This window comes from Sorangium sp. So ce295 (assembly GCF_051527405.1).
GTDB lineage: Bacteria > Myxococcota_A > Polyangia > Polyangiales > Polyangiaceae > Sorangium > Sorangium cellulosum_B.
Genome location: NZ_CP150324.1, coordinates 9,587,651 through 9,600,446, shown reverse-complemented (window position 1 = coordinate 9,600,446; position 12,796 = coordinate 9,587,651). Strand labels below are relative to the sequence as shown.

7 protein-coding genes are annotated in these 12,796 nt (G+C 69.3%); 5 read left to right on the top strand and 2 right to left on the bottom strand.

What is annotated here, in order from left to right:
• Positions 1 to 481: 481 nt before the first annotated feature.
• The 4 genes from WMF11_RS36355 to WMF11_RS36340 all read left to right on the top strand — a co-directional run bounded on the left by WMF11_RS36355 (position 482) and on the right by WMF11_RS36340 (position 4,863).
• A complete protein-coding gene (locus WMF11_RS36355) occupies positions 482 to 1,060 on the top strand; it encodes a hypothetical protein (RefSeq protein WP_437973994.1) in 579 nt (192 codons plus the stop codon).
• Positions 1,061 to 1,497: 437 nt separating this feature from the next.
• Complete coding sequence (locus WMF11_RS36350; protein WP_437903798.1) at positions 1,498 to 2,487, top strand: VOC family protein; 990 nt, start codon at positions 1,498 to 1,500, stop codon at positions 2,485 to 2,487.
• A gap of 201 nt (positions 2,488 to 2,688) precedes the next feature.
• Complete coding sequence (locus tag WMF11_RS36345; RefSeq protein WP_437973993.1) at positions 2,689 to 3,672, top strand: helix-turn-helix transcriptional regulator; 984 nt, start codon at positions 2,689 to 2,691, stop codon at positions 3,670 to 3,672.
• A gap of 204 nt (positions 3,673 to 3,876) precedes the next feature.
• Positions 3,877 to 4,863 carry an NAD(P)-dependent alcohol dehydrogenase gene (locus tag WMF11_RS36340; protein WP_437973992.1) on the top strand — a complete coding sequence of 329 codons (987 nt, stop codon included), beginning with the start codon at positions 3,877 to 3,879 and terminating at the stop codon, positions 4,861 to 4,863.
• Positions 4,864 to 4,984: 121 nt separating this feature from the next.
• Here WMF11_RS36340 and WMF11_RS36335 read toward each other — a convergent pair whose 3' ends face one another.
• Positions 4,985 to 5,713 (bottom strand): enoyl-CoA hydratase/isomerase family protein, encoded by a 729-nt coding sequence (locus WMF11_RS36335; RefSeq protein WP_437903795.1) that lies wholly within the window; start codon positions 5,711 to 5,713, stop codon positions 4,985 to 4,987.
• Between the two features lie 634 nt (positions 5,714 to 6,347).
• On the opposite strand from WMF11_RS36335, the gene WMF11_RS36330 reads away from it, so the two are divergent.
• A complete protein-coding gene (locus WMF11_RS36330; protein WP_437973991.1) occupies positions 6,348 to 8,072 on the top strand; it encodes a leucine-rich repeat domain-containing protein in 1,725 nt (574 codons plus the stop codon).
• A gap of 66 nt (positions 8,073 to 8,138) precedes the next feature.
• Here WMF11_RS36330 and WMF11_RS36325 read toward each other — a convergent pair whose 3' ends face one another.
• Positions 8,139 to 12,614: an ATP-binding protein gene (locus WMF11_RS36325; protein ID WP_437973990.1), complete on the bottom strand. Its 4,476-nt coding sequence runs from the start codon at positions 12,612 to 12,614 to the stop codon at positions 8,139 to 8,141.
• Positions 12,615 to 12,796: the final 182 nt, after the last annotated feature.

Sequence of the window (12,796 nt, the reverse complement as noted above, 5' to 3'; positions counted from 1 at the left end):
ATCGGGTGCACCGAATTGGCGCGGACAGATCTTGCGCCTTGCGATGCAGCACACTAGACTCCAGCCAACGAGATGCAGTCACGGGGTAGGTGACTTGAAACGCCGTCTGTGACGGGCTGATCACGTGCTCATCGTGACTGGTGTGACGCTCGTGCTGGCGTTCGCGGCCGGACTCGACGCCGGAGGGAGCGGGCGAGGCAGGCCAATGGGCCAGTTCGACGCTTAGACACGGCAGCTCGACGTTTACACAGGGGAATCCATTTCTACACGCGAGGGGCCGAGCGAGTGCTCGCGCTGCAGCGGCCCATGGCGCGATCCGGCTTGGTGTCGAACGAGCGCGTCGCGGCGTGCCGTCGCAGGCGAGTCGGCATCTCTCGAACGGATTTCCCTCCCTTCTCTCTCGAAACGGACAAGCCGTATCCCTCGAAGCGGACGAGCCGCTGGAAGGCATCACACCCACAACCGCAAAAGGATGAAGAGCATGCGAACACGGTCATTGGTAACAGCGTTCCTCGCGTGCGTCGCCCTCGCCAATGCGAGCTGCGCGATGGACGCGTCGGACGGAGATGAGTGGGACAGCACCGAGGAGACCGGTGACGCGACGTTGGCCTCGACGGTGTCGGGCTGGACGGGGTGGTCGTCGGGGAGCTGCGGAATCGGTGGATGCACGCCCATCGTCTCGCCCACGTGCGCCAACGGGAGCTTCGCGAGCCGCTGGGAGAGCAATTCCTCTCGCTCCCAGTTCCGGATCTTCTGTACGCCCGGTCCATCGTCCACCACGAACCACGTCTGGACGAACGATTGCCCCAGCGGCAAGGTCGCGACGGGGGTCCAGTGCGTCACGACCAGCGCGGGGGGATTCTGCTCGACGGCGACGCTCCGGTGCAGTACGCCCGGGGGGGAGTGGGGTACCGGCTCCCAGTCCCAGAACCCGACCACGATAGGCACGAATCGATACCAGTGTCCCGACACAGATGTCACGGGGTATGGATACGTGGACCGCATCAACTACACGGGTGGGGTTTGCGGCACGCTGTGGGGGCCGCTCGACTTCCCGTGATGCCATCTACGGCCGTTCCCGTCGAGCAGGTCCCGGCCGCGTTCACGGCTGACCGGCGCGCCCGCCGGTAAACGCTGCTGGGGCGCAGCGCAACCAGCCCTCGACCTCCGGCAACGACGGCGGGCCTCTCCTGGCCGCGCCGAGGCGCCGCTCGACCCGGCTCATCCTGCTCGATACCGGCGCACGTCTCTGCCGCTCGGTGAGGGCGTCGCCGGCTGCTAGAGCGACAAACGGGTTGAAGCCGCACGCGAACAGCGAGAAGTTGGGACGCCAGAAGACGCCAAGATGCCAGAAGACGCCAGAATTTTATTGTTCTCTTGGCGTCTTTGGACGTCTTTTGGCGAGCCCAGGTGAGCGCCTCGCTCGTCAAGATGTTCATGGAACCATCGCACACCGGCTACGTCTTCCACGGCGATCTGAACGGGAGGTGATCTGGAATGAGTCGTGATATCAACCACCTGCACCACGTAGGCCATGTGGTGAGCGATATGGAGGAGGGGCTCGAGCTCTACCGGCGCCTGGGCTTTCATCTGTCGCCGCCCGCCTACCCCGCGCTGTCGCCCGTGGAGGGCGAGCCTCCCCGGCCGTTCGGCGCGGCGAACACCCACGCCGACTTCCCGCGCAGCTTTGTCGAGCTGATGACCTGCGTCAGGGACGACGGCTCCGCGCGGATCCCCGCCGGCGCGAGGATCATCCCCCTCCAGGCTCCCCCCGAGCACCTGCCGCGGATCATGCAGGCCATCCGCGCGACGGTCGCCAGGATCGCCGCGTGCCTCGCGCGCTTCCAGGGCCTGCACATCCTCGTGCTCGGCGCGCCCGACGCCGCCGCCCTCGCCGGCCGCCTCAGCGCGGAGGGCGTCCGTCACGGGGGCGTCAACACCGTGCAGCGGCCGGTGGAGACCGCGGAGGGGCTCCGGATGGCGCCGGTCCGCCTGCTCGAGCTCGACAGCGGCGATCTGGAGGAGGCCGGGTCAGGCCCCGTCCCCGAGGGGAGGATCGCGATGGTGGAGGACCTGCAGGCGGAGCTGCTGCAGACGCAGCTGCACATGGATCATCCGAACGGCGCGGTGGACCTCGTCGACGCCGTGCTCTGCGTGGCCGAAGCTGATCTGCCCGAGGTCGAGCGCCGCTACGAGAAGTACACTGGCCGCAGCGCCCGCGCCGACGGACCGACGCGCGTCTTGGATCTCGAAGGCTCCCGGATCACCCTCGTCGCCGACTCCGATCTGGAGGCGATCTTGCCGGGCGAGCGCGCCCCCGCGCTCCCGGCCTTCGTGGCCTACGCGGTCGCGGTGCGGGACGTCGGCGCCGCGCGGAAGCTGCTGGAGGAGAACGGTTTCCCGCTGAGGGAGTCGGCCTCCGGGGACATCTTCGTTCCAGCCAGCGCGGCGCTCGGGACCGCCGTCATCTTCCGGAGCGCGGGCTGAGCACGCCCGGCGAGCGAAGGTTGCCCGTCCGCGATCGCACAGAGCACGCCATCCAGCACCGGCAGGCTCCCCCGTGAGCGCCCGGGCGCCCATGCGGTCGCGACGTGCCAGCGCATCGTCCGAGGACCGAGGGTGAGCTGGTCCCTTACCGGCGGCCAGCCGGGCGCGGCACGTGCTAAAACAAACGTCCGCATGGAGGCGATGAGGATCGAGGGAAGCGAGCGCGATCTCGAGACGTTCGCCGCGGGGATCCTCCAGGGCGCCGCATCCATCGAGACGCCCACCCCGTTCGAGCGCCAGGTGCGCTGGGACCTGCAGGGCAACACGGGCCTCATCAGCGCCTCCACGCTGCGCTCCGGCATCTCCCTCTCCGCCAGCCGGTGCCGGTGGGCGTGGGCGTCGGGGATGGTCATCGACCACGCGCCGACGGGGCTGGAGTTCGTCCTGTCGCGGGGACCCGACATGCGGGTGAGGAGCAGCGAGGGAGACGGCTTTCTCCTCGGGGGCGGGACATTCCGCATCGGCCAGGTGAAGAGGCCGCTGAAGCTCGTGTGCGAATGGGACGAGTCGGCCCTCGGTCAGGATCAGGACAGCCTCTGCCTCACCATCGACGCATGGCGGCTCCGCGAGCTCCTGGGCTCACAGGTCCTGCCTGCGCCCCTCGAGCGGATCGTGGCCGACACCGGGGGTTACCCGCGCGCGACGCACGCCATGTCGCCGACCCTGTACCGGCTGCTCGACGAGATCCTGGGCTGCGACGCCAGGGGTCTCTCCCGGCAGCTCTACCTGGAGGCCAAGGGGCTCGAGCTGATGGCGGCCATGCTCGATCAGCTGGAGGAGAGCGAGAGCTCCGCGTCTCCGCTCCTCTCGCAGCACGACATCGCGCGGCTCGAGCGGGCGCGGCACGCCCTGCTGGCGCGCATGGTGGACCCGCCGACGCTCCCGGAGCTCGCCCGGCACGCCGGGCTGAACGAGGTGAAGCTCAAGGCGGGGTTCCGCGCGCTCTTCGGCGCGCCGGTCTTCGCGTACCTCCGGAGCCACCGGCTGGAAGAGGCCCATCGCCTGTTGCGCCAGCGGGCGTGCAACGTGACCGAGGTGGCGCAGCGGGTGGGGTACGAGAACCCGAGCAAGTTCGCGGCCGCGTTCCGCAAGCGGTTCGGCGTGCCCCCGTCGACGGTGGGCTGAGCGCCCTGGGGGCGACGCTCGCTGCCGCGGACGGCGAGGGGGCGCGCGGGGAGCATCGCCACGAGGGGTAGGCGCTGCCAGGGGCCCGCTCGAGGCACGGTCCTCCCGCTGGGAGCTGAAAGGCTCCTGCGTGGAGCGGCGGCGTGCGGCGTCCGGAACCACCATCGCAGCGGGCGGCGAAGGGGCTCGCCCCGGGAGAACGCGATGAAGGCGATTGTTCAGTACGAATACGGTTCGGCGGACAACCTGCGGCTCGAGGAGATCCCCATGCCCGCGCTCAGGGACGACGGTGTGCTCGTGCGGATCGAGGCCGCGTCGGTGAACGCGGCCGACTGGCACATGATGCGGGCGGATCCGTTCTTCCTTCGGTTTCTCGGCTTCGGGCTCTTCGCGCCGAAGCACCGGGTGCCCGGCGCCGACATCGCCGGTCGGGTGGAGGCGGTGGGGAAGAACGTGACCCGGTTCCGGGTGGGCGACGAGGTGTTCGGGGATCTGTCCGCTCACGGGTGGGGAGGCTTTGCGGAATACGTCTGCACGTCGGAGCAGGCGCTGGCCCCGAAGCCGTCGAACGTGAGCTTCGAGGAAGCTGCGGCCGTCCCCCTGGCGGCGTTGGCTGCGCTCCAGGCGCTCCGCGACTGCGGGCGGGCTCGGGCCGGGCAGCGGGTGCTCGTCAACGGCGCCTCCGGAGGGGTGGGGACGTTCGCTGTCCAGATCGCGAAGGCCCTGAACGCGGAGGTGACAGGGGTGTGCAGCACCAGGAACCTCGATCTGGTGCGGTCGCTGGGCGCCGATCACGTCGTCGACTACACGCGCTCGGACGTCACCCGGAGCGGGCACGAGTACGACCTGATCGTGGACACGGCGGCTTACCGACCCGTCTCGGACTACCGGCGCGTGCTCCGCGATGGCGGCACGTACGTGCTCGTCGGAGGAACCACCGGGGCGTTTCTGCGGGTCGCGCTCCTGGGTCGATGGTCCGGGTCGAAGGCGATGAAGGCGCACGCGTCGCGTCCGAGCGCCGCCGATCTCATCGCCCTGACGAAGCTGATCGAAGCGGGCACGGTCAGGCCGGTGCTCGATCGGCGTTATCCCTTGAGCGGGGTACCGGAGGCGGTCCGCTATCTGGAGAGCCGTCGCGCGCGGGGGAAGGTGGTGGTCACGCCCGCCACCGCCGTCGCCCCGCCGTCGTGACGCGGGGCCTCCCGCGTCACGTCTCCAGAACGCGCTTCAGCCGATCGAGGAGATCGACCGCGGCGGTGGCGTAGGGGCTGATCCACCGGTCGTGGATCCGCTCGATGGGGAGGCTGCGCGCTCATGCCGGCAGAAAGGCCTGCTTCGAGGAGAGGAGCGCGTCCATCAATGCCTCCCGCTCGGCCGGCGGCTGCGCCGCGACCCGCTCCCACGCGTCCCTGCGGAGGCTCGCCTTGGCGAGGCGGAACGCCGCGGCGGGGCGGCCGCACGCCGTGGCGAGGAAGCGGCGCGCGTCCTCGAGCGGCTCGGCGGAGAGCGCGTCGCCGACGCCCATGTCGAAGAGGCTCGCGGGGGAATGGAGCTCCGCGCCGAAGACGAGCCTCCGGAGCGCGCGGGCGGGAGAGGCGGTCCGGGCGATCTCGAAGGCGACGCGCGGGAAGGCGATGCCCACGGCGAGCTCCGGGAGACCGACCTTGTAGTCGCCGGCGCCCAGGGCCAGGAAGTCAGCGCACATCGCGAGCAGGAGTCCGCCCGCGATCGCGTGGCCGTGGACGGCGGCGGCGAGCGGCTTCGGAAAACGGAAAGCGGCGCCGAAGGCGGCGTCGAAGTCGTCAAGGAAGCTCCCGAGCCCCTCTCGATCGAGCGACGCGACCTCGCGGAGATCGAGACCCGCAGACAGGCAGTTGCCGGCGCCGCGGACGAGCACGCCGCGCGCGGCGTCGTCCTCCGCGAGCCGCTGGAAGACGTCGGCCAGCTGGCGGAGCATCGCCTGGTTCATGGCATTGACCTTCGGTCGGCTCAGCGTGACCTCGGCGATGCCGTCTCTGGTGAGCACCTCGACGAATTGCATGGCGGGACGATCGCGCAGAGACGAGCGCGGCGCAAGCTCGCGCGCCCTGGCGCCCTGGCGCCAGCGCCGCGGTGATCAGGCTGCGTGTGCGAGATCGCAAGCGACCCCTCCTGCCAACGCGGCGCTCTATCAACAGATGATCCATGCACCGAAGAACCGCTTTCACGCCACAGCCACCCTGAGCGGACCTGTCAGAGGTCCCAGACGAGCGAGACGGGCACGACGCGCTCCGCATCTCCTGCAAAATTTCCGTGCTGTAACCGCACAGTTCCAGCACCCGGTCGTTCTTGACGCGGGATCGCGGTGAGCCCAACGTCGCGGCATGCGGAACCCGTGGTCGGTGGGCGTTTTTGCGGTGATTGCGCTCGCGTCGGCCTGTGGGGCCCGGGACGCGCTCGACATCGAGGGACCGTCGGCGGAGGAAGGCGCGGTCGGATCGACGGCAGGGGCTGGCGGTGCCGGCGCCACGTCATCGAGCTCGGGCGACCCAGCGATCGGCGCGAGTGCCAGTTCAGGCGGTCCATCCTCGGGCGCTGGGCCGGGCGTCGGGGGCGCGGGGGTCGGGGGTGCGGGCGCCGGCGGCGCGGGAGCCGGCGGCGCGGGGGCCGCCGAGCCGGGGTGCGACCCGACCCGCGTGGAGAGCGGCACCTGGAATGTCAATCGCCAGGAGGCTCTCGAGAAGCTGCGCGGCGTCACCGTGCTCAATGGCAGGCTCAACATCGGCGGCGAGGTCTCCGACCTGTCCCCGCTCGCGTGTCTGACGACCATCTCGGGCCACCTCGTGATCAGCGACACCTGGCTGTTGTCGAGCCTCGACGGCCTCGACTCCCTCTCCGTCGTCGGGGCGCAGCTGGAGGTGGCGCGGAACGCGTCGCTGCTCCGCCTCGGCAAGCTTCCGAACCTGCAACAGGTCAACGGGCTCATCGAGATCCGTGAGAACCCGATCCTCGAGAGCGTCGCCGGCGTCGGGCTGAACGCCCATGAAGTGCACGTGATCGACAACAACGAACTCGATAGCTTGTCAGGCTTCGAAAGGTTCGAGGAAGGGGTGCTCTTGATCGAGGGCAATGACCACCTCGTGTCGCTCGACGGGCTGCAGGGCCTCCACCGGGGGACGCTCCGGCTGATCGACAACGATGCGCTCGTGTTCTTGCCAGGTATCGAGAATTTCGAGGAGGGGGAGCTCTGGATCGAGGGCAACAACGGGCTGCAGGCGCTGCACGGTGCGGTGAACCTGCGCCGCGGGCGGATCAGCGTGATCGACAACGACTCGCTGATCAGCCTCGACGGCCTCGAGACCGTCGAGGATCTCGAGGAGCTCGCCATCTCCGGGAACGACGGGCTCTACAAGCTGGGCGGCGTCGGGAACCTCACGACCGTCCAGAACCTCGTGCTGGCGGAGAACCCGCAGCTGACCTCGCTGTACGGCCTCGACCAGCTCCGTTATGCGGGATCCATCTCCATCGCGCGGAACGAGCGTCTCCGCGGCCTGGTCGGGCTCGGGGGGCTCGAGACCGTCGACGGCCTCAACATCAGCGGCAATCCGTCGATGACCACCCTCACGGGCTTGTTCTCGCTGCGTGGTGTCGTGTATGCCTATGTCGAATCGAATCCCGAGCTGGTGATCGCCGACGTCTTCGCGCACCTTCGCTCGGACTCGGGCGACGTGCAGTCGCTTTATTTTATTTCCAACCCCAAGCTCACCAGGATCGAGCTCGGCGGCCTGACGCGCCTGCAAGAGCTGTTCATCGTCGGTAGTGGCTCCCTGGCGGACCTGTCCGGCCTCGCCGGCGTGACCGAGCTGTCGGTGCTCTCCCTGGACCAGAACACCGGGCTCGTGAGCCTCACAGGCATGGAGCAGATCTCGGATCTCTCTCTGCTGTCGATCTCGAACCATCCCCGGCTCACGGATCTCCGGGCCCTGAGCGGCCTCCGCAACGTCCGAAACGGGATCGAGATCGTCGGCAACCGCGCGCTCACCAGCCTCGACGGGCTCGGTTCGCTCAGCGCGGGCGACGGCGTGACCGAGACCGTGTCGCTCCAGGGCAACGAATCGCTCGTCGATATCGACGCTCTGGGCGGCCTGGTCCGCGTGGGCCAGCTCGTCGTCCTGGACAACGACGCGCTGCTCGGGCTGGCGGGACTCGAGGGCCTGGCAGAGCTCGGTAGCCTCATCGTCGCGGCGAACCGCTCGCTCGCGACGCTCCGAGGCCTGGGCGCCCGGATGATCGGTTGGATGCAGATCATGGGCAACGAGAGCTTGCCGAGCTGCGAGGTCGAGGCGTTCGTGGAGCGCCTCGACTGGCCGCCCGAGAGCGTGCTCGCGGAGAACAACGGTACCGGGACCTGCTCGCCCTGAGCCCGCAGGGAGCCTCGCGCAGGGTGGCGTGCGTGCCGAGGGAGCGCAGATCGACGCCGAGAGAGGTCACGGTGCGCGCGTCCGCTCCTCCTGCGCGCGCTCGCGCTCGCGCGCGGCGTAGAGCTCGCGGAGCTCGGCGTGCGCCGCGCGGAGCTCGGCCGTGCGGGCCTCCACCTTCTCCTCGAGCTGGGCGAAGAGGCGGGCGTTCGCCAGCGAGACGGCGACCTGCGAGGAGAGCAGGCCGAGGAGCTCGACGCGATCGTGCGTGAAGACAGCGCTGGCGAGCGCGTTCTCGAGGTAGACGATCCCCAGGACGCGCCCCTGGTGGAAGATGGGCGTGGCGAGGAGCGATCGCGGCTGGACGGCCTTGATATAAGGGTCGGAGCCGAAGGACGGATGGCCCGGAGCGTCATCCATGACGACGCTCTCCTCGGTCCGCGCGACATACTGGACCACGCTGGTGGCCAGATCGGAGCGGGAATCCAGAGGAGTCGAGGCGACCCGCTCGATGCGGCCGCCGGCGACGTCGCCGGTGGCCTCGATGGTGAGGCGCCCCTCGTCCTTCAGGATCAAGAAACCGCGGCGCGCGCCGGCGCTCTCGAGCATGATGCGCATCAGCGCCTCGAGCAGCCGGGGCAGGACGAGCTCCCCGGCGAGGGCCTGAGAGGCCTTGAGCACGCTGCGCACGTCGAGGTCTTCCTTGAGGGCGGTCCTTGCGCCGGTAGGGGAGGGCAGCTGCACGAGATCGGGATGGTCGCGCTCGAGGCGGGCCATGGCGCTCGCGGCGCCCCAGCGCGCATACCGGGCGTGGGCCTCGGTCATGTAGGCGCGCGCGCTCGTGGTCCTGCCGAGCGCCAGGTAGCAGCGCGCGCAGAGCTCGTTGCCGAGGGCGCTGTCGTGGAGATAGCCGCCCTCGACAGCGGCGCGGATGCCCTCGTCGTAGAGATCCAGCGCCTCTCGCCTGTCGCCGCTCACGCGCGCGAGCTCGGCCGCGAGCAGGAGGTGGCGGTGCCTCATGTTGTCGGGCGCATGGCTCGCCCAGAAGGCGACCTTCTCGCCGAGGGCACGGGCCTTGTCGAGATACCGCTCCCGGGTCTCCGGATCCGCGCTGTCGGCCGCCTGGACGAGGGCAATGCCGCCGTAGAAGTGGAACGGCGGGTTGCCCTGCCAGCCGGCGATCCCGATGATGGTGGGGTTCGCCTCCATCGCCAGCGCGGCCGCCCCCGCGTGGTCGCCCTGGAACACGCGCAGGAAGAGGCGGTAGAAGATGGTGAAGAAGAGCGAGGCCTGGTTGTTGACCTGCACCGCGCCGTCGACGAGCTCCTGGATCTGGACCCACTCGCCGGCAAGCTCCGTCGGCCCAGGATCCGGGCTCATGAGGTTCTCGCAGATCTGGCCGACGCAGGAGACCATCCAGGTGATGAAATTCCACCTGTCGAACTTCCTGATGGGCAGCAGCGACTGCGATTCGGCCTTGATCTCGGCGAGCGGGCGGCCGAGCAGGAGGGTCGCCGTGTTCGCGTTGGTCATGCAGTAGAAGGTCCAGACGTACTGCCCTGTCTCCAGGCCGGCATGGATGCCGGAGAACAGGACCTCTCGCCCCTTCTCGTAGCTCGTCCGCCAGTGCATGACGAACGCGCCCCACATGCAGGCGAGGATCGGGTCGTTCCGCTTGTCCGGATAGCGCCGGAGGATCTCGCCCGCGGCCTCGCCGAAGGCGTAGCCGAGCGGGATCCGGCCGCTGACGCACAGGATCTGGCCGAAGACGACGTAGGCGAAGACCGAGCTTTGCGAGACGCCGTATTGCACGGTGTCTCGCAGGATCTTCATCACGCAGAAGCCGAAGTTGTTGCTCGCGAGGAAGTAGCAGGACGAGATCATCTCCTCCAGCACGCTGTGCAGGACGGCGACCTCGGGGTCGGCGAGCCGCGGCAGATCGCAGAGCGACTCCATCGATCGGCCTTCGAGGAACCTGAGCGTCGCCTCGACGTCGCCGGCGACCGCCTCGTCCGACGGGAAGGGCGGGAGATCGATCCCGAAGGCGCGCAGGGCCACGAGCCCCTCCTCGAGGGCGGCGTGCAGATCGGCCTTGAGGATGTGGACCCGCACCTTGAGCCCGTGGGCCCGCGTCCTGTCGAGCCGGCTCCTCGCGTGGACCACGGCCCCTTCCAGCGTGGGGAGGGCGTCGTCCGGGCGGCCGGAGAGCCCCTGCATGAGGCCCATCTTCGTGGTGAGCGCGAAGCTGAGCTCGTACTCCGTCGCCCACGGATCGCCGGGGAGCCTGGCGATGCCCTCGGCCAGGTACTTGAGCGCGGCGTCGAACGCCGCGCTCTCCTCGGCCCGCTCGGCGGCGGCGAGGTTCATCCGCGCGAGATCGACGCGGGCCGCGGGGTCCTGGATCAGGTCGCCGGCGAGGTTCAGGTGGTTCACGACGTCGAAGAGAGAGCGCGCGTCGGACCCGAGCTGCTGTCGCAGGAGCACCCCGATGCGGTGGTGGAGCCCCGGCCGCTCCTCGACGGGGATCATCGCGTAAGCGGCCTCCTGGATCTTGTCGTGGACGAAGCGATGACACGCGCCGTCGCCCGCGATGAGCTCTTCCCTGAGCGCCGGCTCGACGCGCCCGTAAAACTCGTCGATGGAGCACTCGCTGACGGTCGAGAGCGTGCCCAGATCGAAGCGGTTGCCGAGGGCCGCGGCGAGCCTGAGCGCGTCCTGCGCGGCGGGGGGCAGGCGGCGGATGTTGCTCCCCATGAGGTCGAGCACGTTGTCCGTGTACTCGAGGGCGCGTATCGCCTCGAGATCCCACGACCAGCGGCCGGCCTCATCGAAGGACAGCGCGCCGCTGTCGTGGATCGATTTGAGGAAGCGCTTGATGAAGAACGGGTTTCCGCCCGTCTTCTTCAGCACGAGGGCCGCGAGCGGCGCGCAGTCCGAGCGCCCGAGGCTGTCGCAGATGAGCGCCTTGACGTGCGGGAGCTCGAGCGGGGTGAGCACGATGGGCTCGATCTCGACGCCGCTCTTCCGGAGCTCCTCGACGGCGCGGATGAAGGGGTGCGTGGGGCTCACCTCGTTGTCGCGGTAGGCGCCGCAGAAGAAGAAGGCCCCGAACTCCTCGGCCTCGAGCAGCGCGTTGACGAGGCTCAGGCTCGCGGCGTCGATCCACTGAAGGTCGTCGAGGAAGAGGACGATGGGGCGCCCCTGCCCCGTGAAGACGGAGACGAAGCGCTGGAAGGTGAGGTTGAGGCGGTTCTGCGCCTCGACGGGGCCGAGGGAGGGCACCGGCGGCTGCTCGCCGACGAGGAACTCCAGCGCGGGGAGGACCTCGCAGATGACCTGCGCGTTGCTCCCCAGCCCCTCGATCATCGCCGCTCGCCAGCGCGCGATGCGCGCCTCGCTCTCGGACAGGATCTGCCGGAGCAGCGCGTCGAACGCCTGGAGCACCGGGCCGAGGGGCCGGTCCCGATTGAACTGGTCGTACTTGCCGGTGATGTAATAGCCCTTCTCGCGCGCGAGGGGCTTCAGGATCTCCTGCACCAGGGAGGACTTCCCGATGCCGGAGTAGCCCGAGACGAGGACGATCTTGCGCGTGCCGCCCAGGACCCCGAAGAACGCCTCGGTGAGGCGCTCGATGCTCTCTTCGCGACCATAGAGCTTCTGGTGGATCTGGAGCATGTACGCGGCGTCGCGCTGGCCCAGGTCGAAGCGATGGAGCTGGCCATGGTCGAGGCGCCGCCGACACTCGTGAAGGTCGGCGAGGAGACCGCTCGCGGATTGATAACGGTTCTCCGCGTTCTTGGAGAGCAGCTTCATGACCACATCGCCGAGCGCGGCGGGCACGGCGGCGTTTCGCGCCGCGGGGTGCTCGGGGATGTGGGCGATGTGGGCGTGGATGAGCTCGAGCGGGTCGCTCGCCTGGAAGGGGACGGCCCCGGTGAGCATGCGATAGTAGAGCACGCCGAGCGAGTACAGATCGGTGCGGTGGTCGACGCTGCGGTTCATCCGGCCGGTCTGCTCGGGCGAGATGTAAGGGAGCACGTCGGAGACGACAGCATCGCTGTAGAGCGACTCGCGCTCCCGCGTGACCGCGGCGTCAACCCCGTAGTTCAGGATCCGGGCCTGACCGTCGCCGGAGACGAGGAAGCTCTTCGGCCTGACGGCGCCGTGCACGATCCCGTGTCCGTGGAGCACGCGCACCGCCTCGGCCATGGAGATGGCGAGCTCGAGGCACCTGCTCACGTCGAGACCGCCGCGCGCCGCGAGGTAGCTCTCGAGCTCGTCGCCGGCGGTGTCCTTGAGGACGAGGACGAACTCCCCGTCGTGCTCCTCGAGGCCGTAGACCTTGACGACGCGCTCGGACTCGATTCGCGCGATGTGCTTGTACTCGTGCTTGACGCGGGCGCGGTCCACGGTGCGCGAGCCGCCCGCGCCGAGCACCTTGAGCACCACGGGGGCGCCGTCGTCCGCGCGGACGGCGCGGTATCGGGCGGAGTCGCCTCTCGGATCGAGACTGCTGACGGAGTGATAGCTGGGTAGAGTGAGCATCACCGAATCGCTCGACAGGGACCCTGAGCGTACTCGAGCGCAGGAGCTGCGCCGCTGAAAGAACGTCCTCTCCTGTCACGACCTCCGCGCCGGCGCGGCGTCTGTCCGGCTCGCCGGGCATGAAGGGGCGTCGCGGGCGAGCCGACCCAGGATTGCGCCGCCGTTTCCCGTGGCAAAGCGCG

Coding starts and splice junctions, on each gene's coding strand:
- WMF11_RS36355 (WP_437973994.1), top strand. CDS start 482: ATGCGAACACGGTCATTGGTAACAGCGTTCCTCGCGTGCGTCGCCCTC.
- WMF11_RS36350 (WP_437903798.1), top strand. CDS start 1,498: ATGAGTCGTGATATCAACCACCTGCACCACGTAGGCCATGTGGTGAGC.
- WMF11_RS36345 (WP_437973993.1), top strand. CDS start 2,689: ATGAGGATCGAGGGAAGCGAGCGCGATCTCGAGACGTTCGCCGCGGGG.
- WMF11_RS36340 (WP_437973992.1), top strand. CDS start 3,877: ATGAAGGCGATTGTTCAGTACGAATACGGTTCGGCGGACAACCTGCGG.
- WMF11_RS36335 (WP_437903795.1), bottom strand. CDS start 5,713: ATGCAATTCGTCGAGGTGCTCACCAGAGACGGCATCGCCGAGGTCACG.
- WMF11_RS36325 (WP_437973990.1), bottom strand. CDS start 12,614: ATGCTCACTCTACCCAGCTATCACTCCGTCAGCAGTCTCGATCCGAGA.